Annotated in this window: 22 protein-coding genes; 11 read left to right on the top strand and 11 right to left on the bottom strand. The window is 57.4% G+C overall.

Features of this window, described 5'->3' with window-relative positions; translation table 11 throughout:
- The first annotated feature begins 30 nt into the window (after window positions 1-30).
- The 5 genes from R0J87_RS05090 to R0J87_RS05070 all read left to right on the top strand — a co-directional run bounded on the left by R0J87_RS05090 (window position 31) and on the right by R0J87_RS05070 (window position 5,809).
- Entirely contained in the window at window positions 31-1,446 is a 1,416-nt protein-coding gene (locus R0J87_RS05090; RefSeq protein ID WP_253507645.1) for an APC family permease, read from the top strand.
- 29 nt (window positions 1,447-1,475) lie between these two features.
- On the top strand, window positions 1,476-2,927 hold the full coding sequence (locus R0J87_RS05085; protein WP_230834544.1) for an NAD-dependent succinate-semialdehyde dehydrogenase: 1,452 nt from the start codon (window positions 1,476-1,478) through the stop codon (window positions 2,925-2,927).
- An 11-nt stretch (window positions 2,928-2,938) separates the two neighbouring features.
- Window positions 2,939-4,210 (top strand): 4-aminobutyrate--2-oxoglutarate transaminase, encoded by a 1,272-nt coding sequence (gene gabT / locus R0J87_RS05080; RefSeq protein ID WP_498884780.1) that lies wholly within the window; start codon window positions 2,939-2,941, stop codon window positions 4,208-4,210.
- A 317-nt stretch (window positions 4,211-4,527) separates the two neighbouring features.
- Complete coding sequence (locus R0J87_RS05075; protein WP_498884763.1) at window positions 4,528-4,923, top strand: hypothetical protein; 396 nt, start codon at window positions 4,528-4,530, stop codon at window positions 4,921-4,923.
- Between the two features lie 97 nt (window positions 4,924-5,020).
- Entirely contained in the window at window positions 5,021-5,809 is a 789-nt protein-coding gene (locus R0J87_RS05070) for a hypothetical protein (RefSeq protein WP_498884761.1), read from the top strand.
- 105 nt (window positions 5,810-5,914) lie between these two features.
- On the opposite strand, the gene R0J87_RS05065 is transcribed toward R0J87_RS05070, so the two are convergent.
- The gene (locus tag R0J87_RS05065; RefSeq protein ID WP_498884760.1) at window positions 5,915-7,495 is read right to left on the bottom strand and encodes a cryptochrome/deoxyribodipyrimidine photo-lyase family protein; all 1,581 of its coding nucleotides are present in this window, start codon (window positions 7,493-7,495) and stop codon (window positions 5,915-5,917) included.
- 111 nt (window positions 7,496-7,606) lie between these two features.
- On the opposite strand from R0J87_RS05065, the gene hmuQ reads away from it, so the two are divergent.
- Entirely contained in the window at window positions 7,607-7,909 is a 303-nt protein-coding gene (gene hmuQ / locus R0J87_RS05060) for a heme-degrading protein HmuQ (RefSeq protein ID WP_498884758.1), read from the top strand.
- A gap of 42 nt (window positions 7,910-7,951) precedes the next feature.
- Here the strand turns inward: hmuQ and R0J87_RS05055 are convergent, their stop codons facing one another.
- A complete protein-coding gene (locus R0J87_RS05055) occupies window positions 7,952-9,217 on the bottom strand; it encodes a Zn-dependent hydrolase (RefSeq protein WP_498884757.1) in 1,266 nt (421 codons plus the stop codon).
- Between the two features lie 308 nt (window positions 9,218-9,525).
- On the opposite strand from R0J87_RS05055, the gene aptA reads away from it, so the two are divergent.
- The 4 genes from aptA (at window position 9,526) to R0J87_RS05035 (ending at window position 13,842) form a co-directional block, all read left to right on the top strand.
- Window positions 9,526-10,806 (top strand): omega-aminotransferase AptA, encoded by a 1,281-nt coding sequence (gene aptA, locus R0J87_RS05050; protein ID WP_422822616.1) that lies wholly within the window; start codon window positions 9,526-9,528, stop codon window positions 10,804-10,806.
- 30 nt (window positions 10,807-10,836) lie between these two features.
- Window positions 10,837-12,333, top strand: a complete 1,497-nt coding sequence (locus R0J87_RS05045) for a CoA-acylating methylmalonate-semialdehyde dehydrogenase (RefSeq protein WP_498884777.1) — start codon at window positions 10,837-10,839, stop codon at window positions 12,331-12,333.
- Window positions 12,334-12,445: 112 nt separating this feature from the next.
- A complete protein-coding gene (locus R0J87_RS05040; RefSeq protein ID WP_498884756.1) occupies window positions 12,446-13,066 on the top strand; it encodes a TetR family transcriptional regulator C-terminal domain-containing protein in 621 nt (206 codons plus the stop codon).
- Between the two features lie 110 nt (window positions 13,067-13,176).
- The gene (locus R0J87_RS05035) at window positions 13,177-13,842 is read left to right on the top strand and encodes a histidine phosphatase family protein (protein WP_498884754.1); all 666 of its coding nucleotides are present in this window, start codon (window positions 13,177-13,179) and stop codon (window positions 13,840-13,842) included.
- A 46-nt stretch (window positions 13,843-13,888) separates the two neighbouring features.
- Here the strand turns inward: R0J87_RS05035 and speB are convergent, their stop codons facing one another.
- The 7 genes from speB to R0J87_RS05000 are packed head-to-tail and all read right to left on the bottom strand — an operon-like array spanning window position 13,889 to window position 20,019.
- Complete coding sequence (gene speB, locus R0J87_RS05030) at window positions 13,889-14,875, bottom strand: agmatinase (RefSeq protein ID WP_498884753.1); 987 nt, start codon at window positions 14,873-14,875, stop codon at window positions 13,889-13,891.
- Between the two features lie 10 nt (window positions 14,876-14,885).
- Entirely contained in the window at window positions 14,886-16,175 is a 1,290-nt protein-coding gene (locus tag R0J87_RS05025; RefSeq protein ID WP_498884752.1) for a M20 family metallo-hydrolase, read from the bottom strand.
- Window positions 16,176-16,196: 21 nt separating this feature from the next.
- Complete coding sequence (locus tag R0J87_RS05020; protein WP_498884751.1) at window positions 16,197-16,916, bottom strand: DUF1989 domain-containing protein; 720 nt, start codon at window positions 16,914-16,916, stop codon at window positions 16,197-16,199.
- 55 nt (window positions 16,917-16,971) lie between these two features.
- Complete coding sequence (locus tag R0J87_RS05015) at window positions 16,972-17,790, bottom strand: amino acid ABC transporter ATP-binding protein (RefSeq protein WP_498884750.1); 819 nt, start codon at window positions 17,788-17,790, stop codon at window positions 16,972-16,974.
- Entirely contained in the window at window positions 17,777-18,472 is a 696-nt protein-coding gene (locus tag R0J87_RS05010; protein ID WP_498884749.1) for an amino acid ABC transporter permease, read from the bottom strand. The genes R0J87_RS05015 and R0J87_RS05010 overlap by 14 nt, the downstream gene beginning before the upstream one ends.
- Before the next feature lie 13 nt (window positions 18,473-18,485).
- Window positions 18,486-19,142, bottom strand: a complete 657-nt coding sequence (locus R0J87_RS05005; protein ID WP_290836350.1) for an amino acid ABC transporter permease — start codon at window positions 19,140-19,142, stop codon at window positions 18,486-18,488.
- Window positions 19,143-19,191: 49 nt separating this feature from the next.
- Window positions 19,192-20,019: a transporter substrate-binding domain-containing protein gene (locus R0J87_RS05000; RefSeq protein ID WP_498884746.1), complete on the bottom strand. Its 828-nt coding sequence runs from the start codon at window positions 20,017-20,019 to the stop codon at window positions 19,192-19,194.
- Between the two features lie 159 nt (window positions 20,020-20,178).
- Between R0J87_RS05000 and R0J87_RS04995 the strand changes: the two genes are divergently transcribed.
- Window positions 20,179-21,153, top strand: coding sequence for a LysR family transcriptional regulator (locus R0J87_RS04995; RefSeq protein WP_498884744.1), 975 nt, complete (start codon window positions 20,179-20,181; stop codon window positions 21,151-21,153).
- On the opposite strand, the gene R0J87_RS04990 is transcribed toward R0J87_RS04995, so the two are convergent.
- Both R0J87_RS04990 and R0J87_RS04985 read right to left on the bottom strand, forming a co-directional pair.
- A complete protein-coding gene (locus tag R0J87_RS04990) occupies window positions 21,150-22,025 on the bottom strand; it encodes a PhzF family phenazine biosynthesis protein (protein ID WP_498884742.1) in 876 nt (291 codons plus the stop codon). The genes R0J87_RS04995 and R0J87_RS04990 overlap by 4 nt on opposite strands.
- Window positions 22,022-22,213 carry a DUF1127 domain-containing protein gene (locus R0J87_RS04985; RefSeq protein ID WP_498884741.1) on the bottom strand — a complete coding sequence of 64 codons (192 nt, stop codon included), beginning with the start codon at window positions 22,211-22,213 and terminating at the stop codon, window positions 22,022-22,024. The genes R0J87_RS04990 and R0J87_RS04985 overlap by 4 nt, the downstream gene beginning before the upstream one ends.
- Window positions 22,214-22,220 lie beyond the last annotated feature (7 nt).

The following is a 22,220-nucleotide window of genomic DNA, read 5'->3' as shown; positions in this document are numbered from 1 at the left end:
AACATCCAATAACCTGCAGGACACTGTGCGATGACCACTCCCTCTTCTGAACAGGATAAGCTCGTCCGGGTACTGGCCCGCGGCGACGTATTAGCCCTCGCCTTCGGTGCGATGATTGGCTGGGGCTGGATTGTATTAACCGGAACCGCGATTCAATCCGCTGGCAGCTTAGGCGCTATTTTAGCGTTTATTATCGGCGGGTTAGCGATCATCATGGTGGGCCTCACCTACGCTGAGCTGGCCTCCGCCATGCCCAAAGTAGGCGGCGAGCATGTTTACAGCTACCGCGCCCTGGGTCACTTACCCTCTTTCTTATGCACCTGGGCGATTATTTTAGGCTATTTAAGCGTGGTGGCCTTTGAAGCCGTGGCGCTGCCCACCGTGATTGAGCACCTAGCACCGAACTATGCAGTTGGCCACTTATGGACCATCGCGGGCTGGGAAGTAAAAGCGACGTGGGTGGCCGTCGGTGTTGGCGGCTCGCTCGCCATGATGATTATCAACTACTTCGGTGTGACCACCGCCGCGCTGATCCAAAAAGTCGTGACCGCCATGATTTTGCTGGTTGGCGTGCTGTTTGTCACGGGCGCGCTGTTTGAAGGCGAAACCATCAACATGATGCCGCTGTTCACCCAGGCCGATACCGGCGTGGTGGCGGGCATTGTCGCGGTGCTGGTCATGGTGCCGTTCCTGTTCGTGGGCTTTGACGTCATTCCCCAAGCTGCTGAAGAGATTAACCTGCCCTACAAAGCCATCGGCAAAGTGCTGATGATGTCGGTCATTCTGGCGGTGGTGTGGTACGCGCTGATTATTCTGGCCACCAGCCTTGCCTTGAACAGCACCGAGCTGGCCGCGAGTTCCCTGAGCGTGCCGGATGCCATGGGCAGCCTGTTCAACGCCCCCTGGGCCAGCAACCTGATGGTTCTAGCCGGTATTGCGGGCATCATCACCAGCTGGAACGCCTTCTACATCGGCGGTTCGCGGGCGATCTACGCCCTGGCCCGTGCGGGCATGCTGCCTGCGCCGTTTGCCAAGCTGCACCCGCGCTATAAAACGCCTACTAACGCCATCTTCCTGATGGGCTTTCTTTCCTGTATCGCCCCGTTCTTCGGCCGCCCCGCGCTGGTGTGGATCGTCAACGCCGGTGGCCTGGGCATCGTGATTGCCTACCTGTTCGTGGCCATCTCCTTTGTAGTGCTGCGGGTTCGCGAGCCGGATATGCCGCGCCCGTTCCGCATTCGTCACGGCAAGCTGTGCGGCACCCTGGCGGTCGTCCTCTCTTTCGGCATGGCGTGCCTCTACCTGCCCGGTAGCCCGGCGGCCCTGAGCGGCGCTGAGTGGTCGATCTTCGCGGGCTGGTCGCTGCTGGGGGTGGGGCTGTACATCCACGCACTGCGCACCTACGGCCGCGCCTACAGCGACCAACACATGATGGCTGACCTGTAAGCCGTTCCAACACTTTAAAGGAGCACGCTATGAGCTTTATCGAACAGTGGTTGCACGATGCCGTACCGGCCCTGGTGGGTGGGCAGTGGCGCAAAGGCCAGCAGACCTTTGCCGTCGATAACCCCGCCACCGGCGAAACCATCGCCCACGTGGCGGATTTAAGCGCCGACGACACCCGCGACGCCGTGGCCGCCGCTTACGAAGCCGGTGCCGCGTGGCGCGCCACCCCGGTGAAACAGCGCTCAGCGCTACTGCGCCGCTGGTTTGAGCTGATCAATGAGCACGCCGACGACCTAGCCCGCCTGATGACCCTAGAGCAGGGCAAGCCGCTGGCGGAAGCCAAAGGCGAAGTGACCTACGGCGCATCGTTCATCGAGTTCTTCGCCGAAGAAGCCAAGCGCATGGCGGGGGAAACCCTGCCCAGCCACGGCGCGGATAAGCGCCTGCTGGTACTGCGCGAGCCGGTGGGCGTGGTCGCGGCGATTACCCCGTGGAACTTCCCGCTGGCGATGATTACCCGCAAGTGCGCCCCGGCCCTGGCCGCTGGCTGCACCGTGGTGATTAAACCCGCTGAAGCCACGCCGCTGACCGCGCTGGCCGCCGCCTACCTGGCGCTGGAAGCGGGCCTGCCCGCAGGCACCATCAACGTGGTCACTGCTTCCAAACCCGCCGCCGTGGGCGAGGTACTCACCACCGACCCTCGGGTGCGCAAGGTGTCGTTTACCGGTTCTACCCCGGTGGGCAAACACCTGCTGGCCCAGTGTGCCAGCACGGTGAAAAAAACCGCCATGGAGCTGGGCGGCAACGCGCCGTTTATCGTGTTTGATGACGCCGATGTTGACGCCGCCGTGAACGGTGCCATCGCCTCCAAATTTCGCAACGCCGGGCAAACCTGCGTGTGCACCAACCGCTTCCTGGTGCAAGACGGCATTTACGATGCGTTCGTCGCGAAGCTCACCGAGCGCGTGAACGCCCTCAACGTGGGTGACGGCTTGGCCGAAGGCAGCATCATCGGCCCGCTGATCAACCAAGCCGCCGTGGATAAAGTGCAGCGCCACGTCGATGACGCAGTGAATAAAGGTGCGCGCCTGCTGTGCGGCGGCCAGCCCCACGCGGCGGGTGATCGCTTCTTTACTCCCACGGTACTGGCAGATGTGACCACTCAAATGGCCGTCGCCGACGAAGAGACCTTCGGCCCGGTGGCCCCGGTATTCCGCTTCCAACGCGATGAAGAAGCCATCGCCATGGCCAACGACACTCCGTTTGGCCTGGCCGCCTACTTCTACGCCACGGATTACCGCCGCATCTGGCGCACCATGGAGCAGTTGGAGTACGGCATGGTGGGCGTGAACGAAGGGCTGATCTCCACCGAGCTTGCGCCGTTTGGCGGCGTGAAAGAGTCCGGGCTGGGCCGCGAAGGTTCCCACCATGGCCTCGATGAATTTACCGAACTGAAGTACGTCTGCGTAGGCGGTTTATAAAGAGAACGATGATGACTAACCAAGAACTGAATGACCTGAAAAACCGCTTCGTGGCCAACGGTGCCGCCACGCCGACCACCCAGTTTGCCGAGCGCGCCGAAAACGCCGAGCTGTGGGACGCCGACGGCAAACGCTGGATCGACTTCGCGGGCGGCATCGGCGTGCTCAACCTGGGCCACCGCCACCCGAAAATCGTCGCGGCGGTGGAAGCGCAGCTCAAGAAAGTCATGCACACCAGCGCAGCGGTCATTTCCTACGCGCCCTACGTGCAGCTGTGCCAAAAGCTCTGCGAACTCACCCCGGTGCGCGGCCCGGAGCGTAAAGCGATGCTGGTGAACACCGGTGCCGAGGCGCTAGAAAACGCCGTGAAGATCGCCCGCGCCGCCACTGGCCGCACCGGCATCATCACCTTCGACGGTGCCTTCCACGGCCGCACCATGATGACCCTGGCGATGACCGGCAAGGTGCTGCCCTACAAGAACGACTTCGGCCCCATGCCGGGCGACGTGTTCCGCGCACCGTTCCCCAACCCGCTGCACGGCATCAGCGAAGAAGCCTCGCTGAACGCCATTCGCACGCTGTTTAAAACCGACATCGCCCCGCACCGCACGGCGGCCATCGTGATTGAGCCAGTACAGGGCGAGGGCGGCTTCTACATCGCCTCGCCTGATTACCTGAAAGCCCTGCGCGCGCTGTGCGACGAGCACGGCATTCTGCTGATCGCCGACGAAGTGCAATCTGGATTTGCCCGTACCGGCAAGCTGTTTGCGCTGGAACACAGCGGTATCGAAGCGGACATCCTTACCACCGCCAAGAGCCTCGCCAACGGCATGCCGCTCTCTGCTGTAGTCGGCACTGCCAAGGTGATGGACGCCTCCGGCCCTAACTCCCTGGGCGGCACTTACAGCGGCAACCCGCTCTCCTGCGCGGCAGCCCTGGCGGTGATCGAAGCCATCGAAGAAGAGAACATCCTGGCCCGCAGCGAGCAGATGGGCAAAATGCTGGCCGAACGCTTCGCCGTCTGGGAAGAGCGCTTCCCCGCCGTCGCCCACGGCCGCCAGCTCGGCGCCATGGCCGCGTTCGAACTGCTCAACCGCGACGGCAAGCCCGACCCACAACTCACTGGCGCGCTCTGCGCCAAAACCCGCGAGAAAGGCCTGATCCTGCTTTCATGTGGCTTCTACGGCAACAGCATCCGTATTCTGGTGCCGCTGACGGTTTCTTCTGCGGTGTTAGAGGAAGGGTTGAGTATTATTGAGGAGTCGTTGGAAGCGTTGAGCTAGTAGTCTTCTAAGCGGCACTAAGCCCGCCCATCGTCAGGCAGCGTAAGCTGTTGGCGATGGGTGGGCTTTTTTATGGGAGTTGAAAGCTTGATGCTGAGATCGTCTGTCGCTCTCAGTGGCTTGTGCTAAGCTGGGTTTGGTATGGTACATGCCTAAGGAAAACGAGTTGAAAATGCAGCATAAATGCAAAATGGAAAAATAATTATAAAAATAAAAAATTGGGATGTTTTGGGTTTTATTTTAGGCCAATCATGCTGGCATAGTAATCCAATCATAGAAAGCGCTTTCAAATAACTGTTATAAGGCATCGTGAAACTATGGACGAGCAAAAGGAACTCTTGTGGCGACAGTACCAGCAGCATATAGATACCTATAAGTTCTATTTAGAAACTACTGTTAAGCTGATGAGTCTATATTTTGTTGTGAGTGGTGCCATTGTTTCTTACTACGCCACTAATAGCGAGACTACAAATGCATTGCTTGCACTTTTTCTTCTACTCGTAATGGGTGGTGCCCTCTGTATTTTTTTCACTATATGCGCCGTTCAGTCCTTAACTACGCGAAAAGATGTCTTTGAAATCCGGGATATGTTAGCTCTTCGCGTAGCTCCAGAAACCGGCGTACTTACAATGTTGTTAACAGTTTTTTCTCTTGTTTTATTGGTTTGCTCTTGCGCATTAGCTTACGTAGTTTGGTTTGGCGGTGCCTTGTAATAAGGGCAGGCAAAGTGACTATTTTTCCATTGCAACTACGCCTCTATTAAAAAGAAATGCGTTCTAAGCAGAGTTATGCTCCAAAGAGGTATATTTTATGTACGTTTTTGAAATTATTACTCCTGGAACGTGGCTAGATGGAGAAGACCGAGATTGGTCCTGGAAAATTGGAAATCTGTTGCAATCACTTAAGTCACAGTATTTCGAGGCAAATCTTGCGCTGAATTTGTTTATTGCAGCCAGTTCTACCCGGCCTTCATTTGCAGAGCCCAACAACTGGGCGCGAGATTCTCAACGTAGACGTGAGATTAGGCAGGAAATAGAACGTGAATACGGTGGATTTCCAGGGCACGAACATTGGGAGGATGTTCACTTTGAAACAGAAGTCCGGTTCAAACGAGAGAAATGGTCGAACGGTGGTCAGCCAAGAGAGTTTGAACATAATTTGCCCTTCGTATACGCTCGAGCGTTCCTTTATGCTCTTGATTCTTTTGATAAGTTTTTGGGTGTGCTATCACGAGAAGAGGGCGTCCCTGTAGTCGTTGCGCAATTACACGCTCAGATAAGCGAAGCGTTTCCCGACCTCCGTGGAGTAAGGAATACCGCTCAGCACTTGGAGGACAGATCGCGGGCCCTTGGTGCGGGTCGTAATCCGAAACCACTGGATCTTAAGCCCGTTGAAAACAAAATGGTGAATGCTCCCAATGGAGGAGTATTGATTCTGAACTCACTCAATGGCTCCAAATATGGCTCGACTATGGCCGACGGCCATTACGGAGAGGTTGATGTATCACCAGAATCAATGGAGAGGCTGCAAAATATCCTTCAGAACACATTAGAGTTATTCAATTGGCATGGGCCGAAACAGCACGAACCGAGCGTTTGAGCATGCCCAATACTAGAAAAGGACGCTCCCTATGGCGCATATGCCATGGCATATTGTTCCTCGATGCGGCCACACCTTCTTTTGAGAAACTAGCTAGTTATACAGCTATCTATCCTCCAACCCGCTCTCATCAAACAGCGAAAGCTGCTGACGATTAGCCACTTTCGCTTTTCTAGACCGCCGAGCGGGCGGCCGCCGCTGACTCGCCAGCTTATCCACAATCGCCTGACTCGCATCTCTAGCCTCCGGCGTCCGGCGCAGTTCGTAGAGCAGCTTCTTCCAATGGCGCGCTTCGGCTTCGAAATCGTTGGGGATAGGGTAGTCGACGCCCGGCTGAAAGCCGAAGCGTTTCTGCAGGCTTTCCGGCAGCGCCCACGGTTTGGCGCGCCACTCTAACGGCAGTGGCGTTAGTTCCGGCACCCAGCGGTCGATGAACTCACAAGTGGGGTCGTTATCTTCTGCTTGCTTGATCGGGTTATAGACCCGCATAGCGTTGGTGCCCGTGGCGCCTGCTTGCATCTGCACTTGGGGGTAGTGAATGCCCGGCTCGAAGTCGGTGAACAGCCGCGCCAAATGTAATGCTGGCTCATACCAGTGCAGCCCCAATCCAAAGGTGGCATGGGAGAGCAGCATGGCGCGCATGCGAAAGTTGATCCAGCCGGTGGCGGTTAGGCTGCGCATGCAGGCATCTACCAGCGGCACGCCGGTTTGGCCGCGCTTCCAGGCAATCAGGTGGGGGTGTTCCGGGTCGCGCTCCCGCAGGCCGCGTAGCGCTGGGTGCAGCGTTTGTTGCTCGATGCTGGGTTCGCTTTCCAACTTCTGAATAAAGTGGCAGTGCCAATAGAGCCGCGAGGTAAAGGCGCGCAGCGAGCGGGCCCAGGCGGTGTCGTCGGCGTGCTTTTGCCGCTGGCGGCGCAGGGATTGCACCACTTCCCGCATGGAAAGCGTGCCCCAGGCCAAGTGCGGGGAGAGCCGCGATCCAAACTCCCAGGCCAGTAACGGTTTAGAGAGCGAGCCGCGATAGCGCCGCCCGCGCTGGGTAATAAAGCTCAGCCACAGCGCGCGCCCTTCACTGCGCCCGCCCCGCTGGCGTTGGGGGCAGGGCGTGGTATCAAACCCCAAAGTGAGCGAGGGCAGTTGCGCTACGTCTACGTGATGAAATGCTTCCCAACCGGGTGCTGCCACCGCTGTGGGCGGGGCGGAGTAGGTGGGGGCGGCCATTAGCGCTTCCCAGTGGCTTTCCCAACGGGATTGGTGCCCGGTGCGGCTACTCAGCCCGCGAATCACGCCCTGCTGGCGGGCCTCCTGCCAGGGCACCTGGTGGGCGTGGCACCACGCCTGAACACGTTGATCCCGCTCAAAGCTCCAGGCATTGCCGGTCTCTTGGTGGGAGTGCAGCACCAGTTCGCCGTAGTGGGCTTTGAGGGCGGTGAGGCACTCCACTATATCGCCCTGCCACAGGCAGAGCGGCAAGCCCAGCGTACTGAGCGCTTGGGCAAGATCAACCAGTGAATCGGCGGCAAACTGCCAGTGGCGCAGAGCGCTGTCCGGCGCTTGCCATTGCCCAGGCTCGATGGCAAATAGCGGCAGCACCGGGCCCGCCGCAGCGGCGTTGGCCAGCGGTGCGTGATCGTGAATGCGCAAATCGCGTTTGAACCAAACGACCTGAAGGGGTGCCTGAGCCATTAGCCGTAACGCCTGTTCGTCACTTATCTATTCGTGATGTAGTGATGACGTTACCATCAAGCGATTGTTTGCGTAACCAACTGAGTCACACCCGCTCACAGGAGAGCCACTATGTATATCGCCATGAACCGTTTTCGGATTGCCCCAGGCCGCGAAGAGGATTTTCTAGAGGTATGGCGCAACCGCGATTCCCACTTGGACGAAGTGCCCGGCTTCAAGCAGTTTCAAATGCTGCAGGGCGCAAGCCAGGAAGACCACACCGTATTCATCTCACACAGCGTGTGGGAATCCGAAGAGGCCTTCCGCGCCTGGACGAAGTCAGACGCCTTCCGCAAGGCCCACGCCAACGCCAAAGCGCCAGAAGGCATCTACCTTGGCCCGCCTAAGTTTGAAGGGTTTGAGGTGGTGTTGTAAGGCAGGAAATGGCTACCGCACTTGGGTGCGGTAGCGTTACTTTCAGGCGGTGCCTGCTGCTTCTAACATGGCGTGCAGCAGCACGTTACACCCTGCATGAACATCGCCTGGCGTCGCGCTTTCCGCTTCGTTGTGGCTGATGCCGTCTTTACAGGGAATAAAGATCATCGCCGCTGGGGCCACTCGGCCAATGAAAATCGCGTCGTGCCCCGCGCCGCTAATGATATCCATATGCGATAGCTCAAGCTTTTCAGCCCCTTGGCGCACGGCGTCGACACACGCTTTATCGAAATACTCGGGGGCAAAATCTGCCGTGGGCGCTAATTCATAGGTTAAACCGTGGCGCTGGCAAATCTCCTCAATCGCGGCGGCCACCGCGTCGCCCATAGCCGTTAATGCATCTGGCTCCCAGTGGCGCATGTCTAGCGTCATCTTTACCTGCCCAGGAATCACGTTGCGCGAGCCAGGGTGCAGCGCCATGTATCCGACGGTGCCGCGCCCGTGGGGCTGGTGTTCGTTGGCAATCCGGTTGAGCGCTTGGGTCACTTCCGCCGCGCCCATCATGGCGTCCCGGCGCAGGTGCATGGGCGTGGGGCCTGCATGGGCCTCTAGGCCGGTAAGAGTGAGGTCAAACCATTTCTGGCCCAGTGCGCCAATCACCACACCAATGGTAGTGTCGGTGTCTTCTAGGATAGGGCCCTGCTCGATATGCGGCTCAAAGTAGGCCTTAATCTCGCTGGGCGATACTTCGTCGCTGCCTCGGTAGTGAATGGTGTCTAGGGCATCGCTGACCGACACCCCATCGGCATCCTTACGTGCCATCATGGCATCGAATTCCAGCTCGCCGGTAAACACGCCGGAGCCCATCATGCAGGGCGGGAATCGGCAGCCCTCTTCGTTGGTCCACGCGACCACTTCAATGGGCGCTTTAGTGGTAATGCGGTGTTCGTTTAAGGTGCGAATGACTTCCAGCCCTGCCAACACGCCAAAGCAGCCGTCGTACTTACCGCCCGTGGGCTGGCTATCCAAGTGGCTGCCTGCCACCACTGTTTTGGCGTTGGGGTCGCTGCCTTCTCGGCGGGCAAAAATATTGCCGATATTATCAATACGAATGGTGCAGCCTTCGGCGCGGCACCACTGAATAAACAGGTCGCGGCCTTGGCGGTCTAGCTCGGTCAATGCTTGGCGATTGACGCCGCCTTTCGCGGTAGCGCCCAGCGTGGCCATCTCCATCAGTGCCGCCCACAGGCGGTCGCTGTCGGTGCGTAAATGATCGAGTGTTGTGGTGGGGTCAACAAGCGAGTTCATACGTTATGTCGTCCTTTTCAAAGTGGCACAGGCAATGCTGGCGGCGTCCTGTTAGTTGTTATTGGCTATTAGCCAGCGTAGAGATAAATGCCGCCCAATTACGTCTAAATTCTCTAACGTGAACAAAAGAAAAGGTTAATTTTATAAACGTGGTGGGTGGCGCATGCTGTGGCTATGCCTGTTAGCGATGGAGCTTGGCCACTATGTTTGGATTAAAAAGCGGACTAAAAAGCGGATTAAAAAACCGCACCACTACCCACACGCACCCCGCCGATGAGCAGGGCACCGCCCTCAACCAGCACTTCTGGATGCCGTTCAGCGCGAACCGCGATTTCCGCGCAAACCCGCGCATGATTGCCGGGGCGGAAGGGCGTTATTACATCGATGACCAGGGGCGCAAGCTGTTTGATTCGCTCTCGGGCCTATGGACCTGCGGGGCAGGCCATAACCGTGAAGAGATCCAAAAAGCCGTGGCGGCGCAGCTGGGTACGCTGGATTTTGCCCCTGGCTTTCAGATTGCCCACCCGTTGGCGTTCAAACTAGCGGAAAAGGTCGCGAGCTTAACGCCTGCCGGGCTGGATCACGTGTTTTTCACCAACTCCGGTTCAGAAGCTGCCGATACCTCGGTCAAGATGGCCAAGGCCTACTGGCGTTTAAAAGGTAAGCCGGAAAAAACCCGCATGATCGGCCGCGCTAAGGGTTACCACGGGGTGAATATTGGTGGCACCAGCCTGGGCGGCATTGGCGGCAACCGTAAGCACTACGGCCAGTTGATGGACGTGACGCACCTGCCCCACACCTTGCAGGCGGGCCATGCGTACACCCGTGGCCAAGCGGAAACCGGCGCTGAGCTGGCCGATGCGCTGCTGGATCAAATCGCCCTGCACGATGCCTCTACCATTGCGGCAGTCATTGTGGAGCCGATGTCGGGCTCGGCGGGTGTGATTGTGCCGCCAAAAGGCTACCTGGATCGGCTGCGGGAGATCTGCACCGCGCACGATATTCTGTTGATTTTTGATGAGGTGATTACCGCCTTTGGCCGCAGTGGGGCGACCACCGGAGCCGAAGCGTTTGGCGTCACGCCGGATATCATGAACGTGGCCAAACAGATCACCAACGGCGCGATCCCCATGGGCGCAGTGATCGCCTCTGGTGAGATTTTCGACACCTTTATGCACGCAGGCGGTGCCCAGCACGCCATTGAATTCCCCCACGGCTACACCTACAGCGCCCACCCCGTGGCCTGCGCGGCGGGGCTGGCAGCGCTGGAGATGATGGAGCGCGAAAACTTCCCCGCTCAGGTGAATGCTATCGCCCCCATATTCGAGCAGAAGCTACACGCCCTAAAAGGCCACAACCACATTGTCGATATTCGTAACTACGGCTTGGCTGGTGCCCTTCAGCTAGCACCGCGCAACGGCGACCCCACCATTCGACCCCGCGATGCCCATATGGCGCTGTGGGAAGCGGGCTTCTACGTGCGCTACGGCGGCGACACCCTGCAGTTCGGCCCTCCCTTTGGCACCACGGAAGCCGAGCTTGAGCGTTTGTTCGATGCCGTCGCGACCACCCTGGATTCACTGGCGTAGCCCTGGCCAACCCTGTTTTGGAGTTTCATGATGAGTGTTGTTTCCCACCTGATTAACGGTGAGCTAGTGGAAAGCCAGCGCACGCTGGGTGTTACTAATCCTTCTACAGGAAAAGTGATTCGCCACGTGGCAGATGCCAGCGCGGCGGATGTGGAGCGTGCCATTGCCGCAGCTCAAGCCGCTTTTCCTGCCTGGCGCGATACGCCGCCCGCCAAGCGCGCCCAGGTGATGTACCGCTTTAAGCAGCTGCTGGAAGAGCATGCGGACCGCCTCGTGCAACTGGTCAGCGAAGAGCATGGCAAAACGGTCGAAGACGCCATGGGCGAGCTGAAGCGCGGCATTGAAAACGTCGAGTACGCCTGTGGCGTGCCGGAACTGTTAAAAGGCGAGTACTCCCACAACGTGGGGCCAGGCATTGATGCGTGGTCTAACTTCCAGCCGTTAGGCGTGGTCGCGGGCATTACCCCGTTTAACTTCCCCGCCATGGTGCCGCTGTGGATGTACCCGATGGCGATTGCCTGCGGTAACACCTTTATTCTTAAGCCTTCCGAAAAAGACCCATCAGCGGCCATGGCCGTGGCTGAACTGCTGCAAGAAGCGGGGCTGCCCAAAGGCGTGATGAACGTCATTCACGGCGGTCGCGAAGCGGTGGAAACACTCTTGGATGCCAAAGCCGTGAAAGCCATTTCGTTTGTGGGTTCTACGCCCGTGGCAGAAGCGATTTATTCCCGAGGTTCGGCAGCAGGCAAGCGCGTTCAGGCCCTGGGCGGGGCGAAGAACCACGCGGTGATTCTGCCGGATGCCGACCTGGAAAACGCCGCCAACACCCTGATGGGTGCCGCCTACGGCAGCTGCGGCGAGCGCTGCATGGCGATCTCGGTAGCGGTATGCGTAGGCGATGAAACTGCTGACCGGTTAGTGGAAACCATGCTACCCAAAATCGCCCAGTTGAAGGTGGGCCCGGGTACCGATAAAGGCCTGGATATGGGCCCGCTGGTCACCGCAGAGCATCGCGATAAAGTGCTTGGGTTTATTGAAGATGGCGTGAACGCTGGCGCTTCGCTGGTGGCGGATGGCCGTGGCCTGACCGTGGCTGGCCATGAAGAGGGCTATTTTGTGGGTGGCTGCCTGTTCGATAACGTCACCGCTGAGATGCGCATTTACCAGGAAGAGATTTTTGGGCCGGTACTCTGCGTGGTACGGGTCGGCAGCCTGGACGATGCCATGCAGCTGATCAACGACCACGAATACGGCAACGGCACCTGCCTGTTTACCCGCGATGGCGAAGCCGCCCGCCGCTTCACCGACGGTATCGAGGTCGGCATGGTGGGGGTGAACGTACCGTTGCCCGTGCCGGTGGCGTATCACAGTTTTGGCGGCTGGAAGCGTTCGCTGTTTGGCGACCTTCACGCCTACGGCCCAGACTCGGTGCGCTTCTACACTCGCCGCAAGGCGGTTTCCCAGCGCTGGCCTTCCGTCAGCGAAGCCACACGGGCGGAGTTCTCGTTTCCTACTAACCAGCGTTGACGCGATGCGCTAACTGCGCCATCTTCACTGCACCACCGCCTGCATTATTGTTGGGCGGTGGTGTATTTTTGGTGCGTATTATTAGCGGTCAGGGTTGCAAAGGGATACCAGCGTGGCGAGAACACAGGACGAAATTCGGCAAACGAACGTCAAAAAGATCCTTCAGGCGGCGGAGCAGCTGTTTGCCGAGAAAGGCTACGCCGGTGCCTCCATGGGTGACATTGCCCAGTTAGCCGACCTGCCCAAGTCCAATGTGCACTACTATTTCGCGACTAAGAAAGCACTCTATCAAGAGGTGCTGCTGGCGCTGTTAGAGCTATGGAAGCAGGACGCGCTCTGCTTTGAGCTGTACGACGACCCCCGAGTGGTGCTCTCCACCTACATTCGCGCCAAGATGAACCACTCCCGCTACCGCGCCCACGGCTCCAAAATCTGGGCGGCCGAAGTGATGCAGGGTGCTCCGATTCTCAAGGAGCGGCTGCGCGATAACCTCTATGAATGGGCCAAGCTGAAAGAGTCGAAAATCCGCGAGTGGATCGATTCCGGCCAAATCAACCCCGTCGAACCTTCGTACCTGCTCTATATGATCTGGGCCTCCACCCAGCACTACGCCGACTTCGACTACCAAATCTACCTATTAAACGACGACAAACCGCTGGACGACCTACAGTTTGAAAAAGCCGTGCAGTCGGTGACCTCGGTGATTTTAAGAGGGATTGGGCTGACGGCTTAAGGTTGGCTGACAAAGTGTGAGTGGTGTTTCGTGCGTTTGCTCGCGTGGGAACGTGTCACTATTTTTTGTTGCACTTTTACGTGATCGTTAACATAAGAGGGCATGTTCTGATGGTAAGAATTCTGCTTGGTTTGCTAACGGTGCTTCTTGTTGCCAGCTTATGTGCTCAAAGTGCTTATGCCGAGTCAACAATTCAAACATTAGACATTGAATCTGAAGAGGGCGCAGCGCTATTAGAACGCCTGCGTGGTGGCGGGCTGGTGATGTATATACGCCATGCCGACACCACCGGTCAGCAATGCGATACCTATCACTATAGCGCTGGACGAGAGGGGCAGCGCAACATCTCATCAGTAGGGCGTGAACAAGCAGCTGAGCTAGGCAAACGGATTGAAGCGCTGGGTATCCCTATGGCTGAGCCCATCCTGTCTGGCCCTGTGTATCGTGCACGTGATACCGCCGAACTGGCTTTCGGCGTCGATAGAGTCAGCGTAACGGATAGCCTACTCGCTGATGATTATGCCCGTGGGCGTCTCGACTGGGTGCTGTCAGAACACCGGCGTCTGTTCAGTGAGCCTGTGGGACAGGGAGAGAATCGCGTTCTCGTTGGCCACCGCACTCCTGCTCAAATGATTTTTGGCAGCGTCCTCTCCGGTACGAGCCTGCCGGAAGCAGGCGTTCTGGTGTTGGAGCCACGTGGGAATGAAGGCAGCCAATTATTAGGCGTTCTCGAGATTGTCCCGGCCATTAATGGCGGTAATCCGTCATGTTCGTAGGGTTGACGCAATAACCGTTCGATATATGGCTAAAACTTCACAGTGCTTAGCCTTTATCAGTAGCCACCTGCTCAGCAATCAAGCACAAAAGCTCATACATAATGGTAGCGCCAAGCAGCGCCGTATTGCCGCTGGGGTCAAAGGGTGGTGAGACTTCCACCACATCTGCCCCAATCAGCGGTAGGCCGCGAAAGCCACGCACTAGCTGCAGTGCTTGCAGGCTGGTGAGGCCGCCGACCTCCGGGGTGCCGGTACCAGGGGCGAAGGTGGGGTCGATGCTATCGATATCGAAGGATAGATATACCGGGCCGCTACCGACTACGCGGCGCGCTTCAGCGACCGTCGCTTCGATACCCAGTGCATCCACTTCCTCCATAAACATTACCCGCATGCCGGTTACATCGGAGTAGTCCCAGCCTTGGGTGGTGTTTTGCGCACCGCGAATACCGATCTGCACCGTGCGTTTAGGATCAATCAGTCCATGTTCACAGGCGAGTCGGAAGGGACCTCCGTGGTGAAATTTTGAGCCTTGGAACTCGTCCCATGTATCGGTATGGGCATCGATATGAATCAAACCTACCGGCCCATCAGCCGCTAAGCCGCGTAGGATGGGGTAGGTAATCGAGTGGTCGCCACCGGCACTTAGCGGGATAACGCCTGCCCGGCGAATGGCGCTGTAGTAGGCGGCAATATCATTGGAGACGTGCTCAAGGTCGTAGATCGACGAAAAGCGCACGTCACCAATATCGGCAATACGTGCCTGGGCAAACGGGTCCAGCCGGGTAACATGATGCAGGCTGCGCATCATGCTCGATTGGTTGCGAATCTCCCGCGGCCCGTGGCGGGTACCTGGGCGATTACTCACGCCGCCGTCAAAGGGTATTCCCACCAGGGCAATATCAAGTTCATCCAATGTGTCGGCTAACGGCGCGCGTAAAAAGCTTGCTATTTCGCGATAGCGTGGCTCTTGACGTGGTAGGTAGCTTTCGCCGGTGGCGGCGTTGCGGCGAGTGCCGTCGGTGCCCTTGGCCATGTCGCTCTCCTTATCGGGTTAAGCTCGCCAGGCTGGCGGCCAGTAGTTGAGTGCCTGCGACGGCATCATCGAGTTCAGTATGCTCATCGGGGTGGTGACTAAGGCCATCGCGGCAGGGCACAAACAGCATCGCCGTTGGGCAGTGGTTGGCGAGGTGAATCGAATCGTGAAAGGCGCCCGATACTAATCGCGGTGCAGTAATACCTAGCTCATGGGCGGTGTCATCAAGCAGGGCGGTGAGGGTGGCGGGAAACGCCACTGGCTCAACGCGCGAGAGTGATGTCAGTGTTGCCTTGCAGCCCGCCCAGGTCTGCTGGGCGCGCTCATTGAATTCGGCTTCCAGCGCTTTTAGCATCGCTGCTTCCGGGTGGCGTAAATCAATAGTGAAGGTGACCTGGTCGGGAATCGTATTCACAGAACCAGGGTTAACGGTAAACTTGCCGATGGTAAAGCGCACCCGGTCTTCGTTGTCTTTCGCGGCTTCCCGTAACGCAGTTGCCAGTGCACAAGCGCCCTCTAACGCATCGTGGCGCATGGCTCGCGGCGTTGTGCCCGCATGGTTGGCGCTCCCTGTTACCGTGACTTCAAACCAGCTAACGCCTTGGATACCTTCCACAACACCTACGGAAGCACCGGCTCGCTCCAATATTGGGCCTTGCTCAATATGTAATTCCAGAAAAGTGTGCATGGGCGTTGCCAATGAACGTCGTGGCACACCGGCGGCGTCCAGTGCAGCCAAGCAAGTGTCTAATGCACTTCCCAGGCTGGCGCCGTCGCTGTCTTCAACCTCGCGCGTTTCATCGAGGCTGCGCACGCCGCAAAAGACCGCTGAGCCAGAGGTGCCAGGCGAGAAGCGTGCACCTTCTTCGTTGGTCCAACTCACCAGCGATAGAGGACGGCGCGGGGCAAAGCCCGCCTGTTTAAGCGCGCGTAGTGCTTCAAGGCCAGCAAGCACCCCGAGCGCGCCATCGTACTTACCACCCGCCGGTTGGCTATCCAAATGGCTGCCGGTAACCACGGGGGCAAGCTCAGGGTCGCTGCCGGGAATATCTAGAAACACATTGCCGATGGCGTCTACACTTGCCGTTGCCCCTAGCGCATTGGCCTGCTCAATCAGCCACAGCCGCGCCCGGGTATCGCTGTCGTCAAGCGCCAAGCGCGCCACACCACCATCTGAACGAGCACCAAATTTGGCTACCGTTGCCAAATCATTGGCTAAGCGCTCTGAGTTAACCGCACTCGCTATCGCCTTGATATCTAAAGAAGAGCTGTCAGTTGGATGATGGATGTGGCTCTGCATTAGGTTCTCCTGGGTTGTTTGTTATTCGTAAACTTCGAAATGCACCTCGACAGGTACACAGTCTGCACCGTTGATTGGGATGATGTCTTGCGGGCAGGCTGACATTGCCACAATACAGTCCATCTCGGCGCGTAGCTCAACATAGTCGCCAGCTTTTGAAACCGGCGGGCACCAGTCGACTTTCATCTCGGCGTTAACCGGGATATTCATCCAAAGGTTGAATGGCTGGGGCACTTCGGGCGCCTCTGTGCCAATGGCTTGCATGGCTAAGCGCAGGTTGTCGGCACAGCTATCATGATAGCCCTCTACGCCCAGCGTCATATAGCGGAACAGGTCACAGGCGGCCATCAATGTGTCGTGAATGCCGGGCGAGGTGTCGGCGGTGAGGGTCATAATCGGGCGGCGGCGGTTACTCATCAGTGGGTCGCCTACCTGAGGAATCAGCCCACTTAACCAGGCGCGCCCATGCTCCCAAGACATAAATTCATTGGGGTTCGCAGTGCTAAACGCCCAGGTATCGCATACCTGAGTGCCGTGAGTGTTAATAATACGGATGGTTTGGCCGGCCTTAAGGCGTACTGCCTTGCCTCCTCGGGCGGCGACTTCGTAACGTTCGCCGAGCACTGGCGTGCCATCGGGAGAAATGGGGGTGTCCAAGGTGTGATTGTGACCACAGGGCTCACTGTTACTGTGGGGCAATTGGTCAATGCGCGCGTGATCAAAGCGTGTGTCAGTACTCATAGGATTCTCCAGGTGTGTCGTAATGGTGTTTGCTAATCGGTACATGCAAGTCGAATTAATCGATATGACGCTCGCGCCAAGTATTCAGAAACTGTTGCAGGCGCTCGCTTTTCGGTTGGCGAAACAGCGTGGATGGCGGGCCACTTTCCACCACGCGGCCTTGATCCATAAAAATCACCCGGTCGGCGACTTTGGCGGCGAAGCCCATCTCGTGGGTGACGATCACCATGGTCATGCCATCGGCGGCCAGCTTCTTCATGACATCTAGCACTTCACCCACCAGCTCAGGGTCGAGCGCCGAGGTGGGCTCATCGAAGAACATTACCCGGGGTTTCATGGCGAGCGCCCTAGCAATGGCCACGCGCTGCTTCTGACCGCCCGAAAGGCTCTCTGGAAAGTGACCCGCTCGGTCAGCAAGGCCGACCTGTTCGAGCATGGCTATGCCTTCTACATCGGCATCGCGACGGGAAAGGCCGTTGACCAAACGCAGTGCCTCGGTCACGTTCTCAAGCGCAGTACGATGGGGCCAGAGATGAAAGTGCTGGAACACCATGCCCACCGGGGCGCGCACTTCGTCCACGCGCTTTTCGCTGGTGCGCACACGTTTACCGCTGCGGTCTTCATAGCCCAATAGTTGGCCGTCGATATAGACGCTGCCGTGGTCGTAGGGCTCCAAAAATGCCAGACAGCGCAGTAGGGTTGATTTACCCGAGCCGGAAGGGCCAATCACACAGACCACTTCGGAAGGGGCGAGGCTGAAGTCGATGTTGGTTAGCACTTCAAGATCGCCAAACTGCTTACTAATGCCGTGAGCCTCAACAATGGCTTTTTGTCGGGTAGGCGTAGGCGGCGAGAGTGTGTCAGCCGTTGGCATGGGAGTTATCCTTTTGAGCGACATGGCGCGGTTGACGATTGGCTAAGCGTTTTTCCAGCGCAAAGCCACCCCGGGCGACCAGTTCAATCATCAGCCAGTAGAGCAGCGCAACGGCCAGGTAGGGTTCGATGACTTGAAAGGTTTGGTTAACGATGGTGGTGGCGTTTTTGGTCAGGTCATCCACCGAGATAATCGAAATTAAGGCGGACTCTTTCACCAATATGATCAGTTGATTGGTGCCAGGGGGGACAATTAAGCGTGCCATTTGGGGGATCTGAACACGGATGAGCGCATGCCAGGGGGAAATGCCCAGCATCCTCGCCGCTTCCAATTGGCCTTTAGGAATCGACTTGAAGCCACCACGATAAATTTCTGCAAAATATCCTGCGCCATACAGGCCAATCCCCACGACACCAGCGATCTCAGCGTCCAGACGAAGGCCAATGCTGGGGCCGCCGTAATAGAGTAAAAACAGTAGAATAAGTAGTGGCGTGCCACGACATATCTCTACGTAGCAGGCCACCGGGTAGCCGAAAAGGCGTGGGTTAGCGAGCCGAAGCGCTGCAAGCACCAGGCCTAATGAAAGAGCGAGTAGGCAGCCTAAAAAACAGATCCACAGCGTGTTCCACAACCCTTGCAGAATCAGACCACGCATTTCCCATAGCAGGGCAATATCTAACATAGCGGACACTCCCCTATTCGGTGGCTAGGCCGCCGCTCATGCGGCGTTCTAAGTAAGCGCTGATGCGTGCCAGCACAAGATTGACGGCGAGATAAAGCACGGCAGCGGCAAGATAGGTCTCTAATGGCTGAAAGGTGCGCGAAGCGATTTGCTCACTCACCCGCATTAGCTCAGTGACTGCAATCACCGAAATCAGCGACGAATTTTTGAGAATCGTAATGATCTCGTTGGTCAACGGTGGCAAGGTCAGGCGAAACACCTGGGGCATAATAATCCGCCGCCGAGTTTGCCAAGCGGAGATGCCCGCCATGCGCGCCGCTTCTATTTGCCCAGCGGGAATATGGCTGATGCCACTACGGAAGATTTCCGCCTGAAAGGCGGTGGTATTCAGCGTTAAGGTCAAAATAGCCGCGTGGATAGGCGCTATCTCAATGCCGATTTCGGGCAGTAGGTAATAGACCAGCAGCAGTTGCAGCAAAATAGGGGTGCCACGCCAAAAGCTGCGGTAAAGCCCGCAGGGCCAGCGCACCAAGCGGTACCGGCTGGTCAAACCAAAGGCCAGTAAAACGCCTAATACCAAGCCCAATGCGATGGCGGAAAGCGAGACCACCATGGTGGTGGTCAAGCCTTTAAGCAGCACAGGGTAGTGGTTGAGTAGAATCTCAAACATGGGGCACCCTTAGAGAGAAGTGAATCGTCTTAGCGAACTGCGCGGCGTTTTACTCGGGCGCTGGCAGTTCTAAAGGCAGATCCATCGGGCCGCCAAACCATTTTTCTTGTAGCTCATTTAGCGTGCCGTCTTCATTGAGGCGTTGAATCTGCTCATCCATAAACGCATTCAGTGACGCGCTTTCTTCGTCGTTACGCCCAGCCCAGCTGAAATAGACCGGATCGCCGAAGGTGCCGACCACTTCAAACACATCCGGGCGGGTGCGCTCTGCTTCGAGCAAGTTGGGTAGGCTATTAATCACTACATCGACACGCCCAGTGCCCAGCTCGGCGTAAGCTTCGTCAACGCCTGTATAAGTGCGGATGTTGGCGACCGGTGTGCCCGCTTCCTCAAGTTTGGCAGCCAAGGCTTCCAGTGCTTCTAGCTGTGCCGAGCCAGCTTGAGCGGCGGCTACTTTGCCAGCGATATCTTCAGGTGAGTTGATATCTTCTTCGCCAGCGCGTTTTAGAATGGCCATTGTGGCATCGGCAATGGGGGTGCTTAAGTGGTAGCGCTCCATACGCTCGGGTGTAGCGGTGACCGAGGTAATGACGTAGTCAAAGCGCTCGCGCTCCAGGCCCGGCAGAATACCTTGCCAGGGCAGATCCATGCGGATTAATTCGACGCCTTCAAGCTCGCTCATGACGTGTTCCATAATGTCGGCGGAGTAGCCAACAATTTCGCCATCTTCAATGTATTCAAACGGAGCGAAGCGCGCTTCAGTGCCGACGGTAAAGGTCGCATCTGTACGAATGTCGTCAAGCAAGTCGCTATGAGCGGTAGTGGCGAAGCTCACGCCAAGTAGGAGGCCGGCGGTGATAGTGGGGATACGTTGCATGGGGGTGCTCCTCGGGGTGGTGATACTCGAATCAGCGGCTATCGCCTACTGAGCAAGAACCCCTTGAGTTAAGCAGGCGTTATGCAACAATAAAACTGTTATCTTTCGATGTTCATACCCGTTTTATTGATGTGAAATGCACCAACGTAGAGCACGCTAATGAAACTCTCAGCCGCTGATCTTAAAAGCCTTTCTGTTTTCTTGGCGGTGACCGAGCATCGCGGCTTTGCTGGCGCACAAACAGCACTGCATATGAGCCAATCCGCCATTAGTTTCCATATCCGAGCGCTTGAAGAGCGCGTGGGGTTCACTGTATGCAGCCGGGGACGGCAGGGGTTTGAACTGACTGAGCGGGGTGCCATCGTGTATGAGCGGGCTAAGGTGTTGCTCTCATCCGTAGACGATTTTGACAGCGAGATGAGTGAGCTACGTAGCTCGGTTTATGGCACGCTGCGCTTAGGCGTTGTTGATAACACCATTATGGATGTGGATCTTGACCTACAGGGGGTGATTGGCGAGTTCCTACGCAAAAACCCCAAAGCACGCCTTAACATTACGGTGGGTAGCCCTGATCGCTTAATTGGCGAGATCGCCAACGGTGCCGTGCAGCTCGGCATACTGCCAGAAACGGCGCAAATGGAAGGCTTGCAGCATCGCCAGGTTTACACCGAGGTACACGGTATTTATTGCGCAAAACGGCATCCACTGTTTGCCCGCGATGGCGCTCAGTTAACGGTCGATGAGGTGATTAACCACCCCTTTGTGGTACGCCCCTATGCCAACCTGCAAGAGCTTAAAAGCTTTCCCAACGCCCAGGTGGGTGCCCATGCTTCCAATATGGAAGCGCAGGCTCTGCTGATACTGAGTGGTCACTTTATCGGCAACTTACCTCACTACTACGCTAACCACTGGGTAGAGCGTGGTGAGCTTAAAGCGCTGTTGCCGGATCAGGTCGAGATCTCTTCACCGTTTTGTGTTGTCACCCGGTCAGGGCGACGCCCCTCGCTGATTGTGCGCACCTTTATTCAGGAGCTAGTGGCACGGCTTTGGCAGCAGTCGCATTCGTTCAAAGCGTACAAGGGCGATGAGCTGATACTTAACACTGCCACCATTGACGATATATCGTTTGATTAACGCGCCGCTAAGAAGAGCTCTCCCTTACCCACCAAGACCGCCGGGCCCCCCACCGTCACAAACCCCGGCGTTATATCGCCATTGGCGGCTGTGTAAATAACGCTGGGTCGCCCCATTTCAACGCCTTGGTGAATCTTGCAGCGCAGCGCTTCGGGCTGGAGTGAAGCTAAGTAGCCGGTTAACGCTGCTGCGGCGCTGCCGGTGGCTGGGTCTTCGCAGAGGCTGTCGTGCATACAGAACATGCGGCTGCGAATCACGCTCTCTTGTCCCGCTGATTGCTCCCTCACGTACAGGTAGATTTGAACTGCACTGCTTGGCATCACGGCATTTGTCCAGAGGGCAGAGGAAATACTGACGCTCTCTAATGCCGCGATATCCGATAGCTCAATCAGGTGAAAGGGCAACCCGAAGGAGGCGATGACCGGATCGCCCACTACCTGATGGATATCTAACCCCAACAGCTCAACGGTGGTGGGGCGATCGAGGGTGCTGTCTGCCAGCATAGCGGCCTTGGATGTTTTGAACGTTGCCCTGCCGTTGGCCCATGTGATCGCGAGTTTCCCGATGGGCGGGTGAAGCACCAAGGGTTGCTCTGGGTGGGCGAGTTTTAACGCCGCCAGCAGGTGGGCAGTGCCTACCGTAGGGTGGCCTGCAAAGGGCAGCTCCCTGGTCGGGGTGAAAATCCGCATGGGGTAGTGGTGTGGCGCTGCCTCGGCGCTCAAGAACACCGTTTCCGCCAGATTTAACTCATTGGCCAGCGCTTGCATGGTGCGGGTGTCCAGCCCATCCGCGTTGAGAAACACGGCCAGTGGGTTGCCCGTAAAGGGCTGGTCGGTAAATACATCCAGCAAGTAATACTCGGCGGTGGTCATACATCCCCCTTATCGGAGAGCGTCTGTTTCCAAAAGGTTTGTTTTCCCTCCTGGCAGGCCTGTTCACGGGTGAGGCCAATATCTTTCAGCAAGTGGTCATCTAGCGTGAGCAGTTGCCGACGGCTGCGGCGGCGCTGCTGGTATCGGCTTAATTGGTAACGAAGCTGAGTGAGACTGAAGCGTGGCATGGCGGCT

Source organism: Halomonas sp. SIMBA_159 (assembly GCF_046536035.1).
Classification (GTDB): domain Bacteria; phylum Pseudomonadota; class Gammaproteobacteria; order Pseudomonadales; family Halomonadaceae; genus Vreelandella; species Vreelandella venusta_A.
This window is presented reverse-complemented; position numbering and strand designations above follow the sequence as displayed.

Excerpts from the sequence above, each read along its gene's own strand:
- R0J87_RS05035 (WP_498884754.1), top strand. The coding sequence starts at position 13,177 with ATGGTAAGAATTCTGCTTGGTTTGCTAACGGTGCTTCTTGTTGCCAGC.
- R0J87_RS05045 (WP_498884777.1), top strand. The coding sequence starts at position 10,837 with ATGAGTGTTGTTTCCCACCTGATTAACGGTGAGCTAGTGGAAAGCCAG.
- R0J87_RS05025 (WP_498884752.1), bottom strand. The coding sequence starts at position 16,175 with ATGCAGAGCCACATCCATCATCCAACTGACAGCTCTTCTTTAGATATC.
- R0J87_RS05000 (WP_498884746.1), bottom strand. The coding sequence starts at position 20,019 with ATGCAACGTATCCCCACTATCACCGCCGGCCTCCTACTTGGCGTGAGC.
- R0J87_RS05010 (WP_498884749.1), bottom strand. The coding sequence starts at position 18,472 with ATGTTAGATATTGCCCTGCTATGGGAAATGCGTGGTCTGATTCTGCAA.
- R0J87_RS04990 (WP_498884742.1), bottom strand. The coding sequence starts at position 22,025 with ATGACCACCGCCGAGTATTACTTGCTGGATGTATTTACCGACCAGCCC.
- R0J87_RS05055 (WP_498884757.1), bottom strand. The coding sequence starts at position 9,217 with ATGAACTCGCTTGTTGACCCCACCACAACACTCGATCATTTACGCACC.
- R0J87_RS05020 (WP_498884751.1), bottom strand. The coding sequence starts at position 16,916 with ATGAGTACTGACACACGCTTTGATCACGCGCGCATTGACCAATTGCCC.
- R0J87_RS05015 (WP_498884750.1), bottom strand. The coding sequence starts at position 17,790 with ATGCCAACGGCTGACACACTCTCGCCGCCTACGCCTACCCGACAAAAA.
- R0J87_RS05070 (WP_498884761.1), top strand. The coding sequence starts at position 5,021 with ATGTACGTTTTTGAAATTATTACTCCTGGAACGTGGCTAGATGGAGAA.
- gabT (WP_498884780.1), top strand. The coding sequence starts at position 2,939 with ATGACTAACCAAGAACTGAATGACCTGAAAAACCGCTTCGTGGCCAAC.
- aptA (WP_422822616.1), top strand. The coding sequence starts at position 9,526 with ATGCCGTTCAGCGCGAACCGCGATTTCCGCGCAAACCCGCGCATGATT.
- R0J87_RS05090 (WP_253507645.1), top strand. The coding sequence starts at position 31 with ATGACCACTCCCTCTTCTGAACAGGATAAGCTCGTCCGGGTACTGGCC.
- R0J87_RS05065 (WP_498884760.1), bottom strand. The coding sequence starts at position 7,495 with ATGGCTCAGGCACCCCTTCAGGTCGTTTGGTTCAAACGCGATTTGCGC.
- R0J87_RS05085 (WP_230834544.1), top strand. The coding sequence starts at position 1,476 with ATGAGCTTTATCGAACAGTGGTTGCACGATGCCGTACCGGCCCTGGTG.
- hmuQ (WP_498884758.1), top strand. The coding sequence starts at position 7,607 with ATGTATATCGCCATGAACCGTTTTCGGATTGCCCCAGGCCGCGAAGAG.
- R0J87_RS05075 (WP_498884763.1), top strand. The coding sequence starts at position 4,528 with ATGGACGAGCAAAAGGAACTCTTGTGGCGACAGTACCAGCAGCATATA.
- R0J87_RS05005 (WP_290836350.1), bottom strand. The coding sequence starts at position 19,142 with ATGTTTGAGATTCTACTCAACCACTACCCTGTGCTGCTTAAAGGCTTG.
- R0J87_RS04995 (WP_498884744.1), top strand. The coding sequence starts at position 20,179 with ATGAAACTCTCAGCCGCTGATCTTAAAAGCCTTTCTGTTTTCTTGGCG.
- R0J87_RS04985 (WP_498884741.1), bottom strand. The coding sequence starts at position 22,213 with ATGCCACGCTTCAGTCTCACTCAGCTTCGTTACCAATTAAGCCGATAC.
- speB (WP_498884753.1), bottom strand. The coding sequence starts at position 14,875 with ATGGCCAAGGGCACCGACGGCACTCGCCGCAACGCCGCCACCGGCGAA.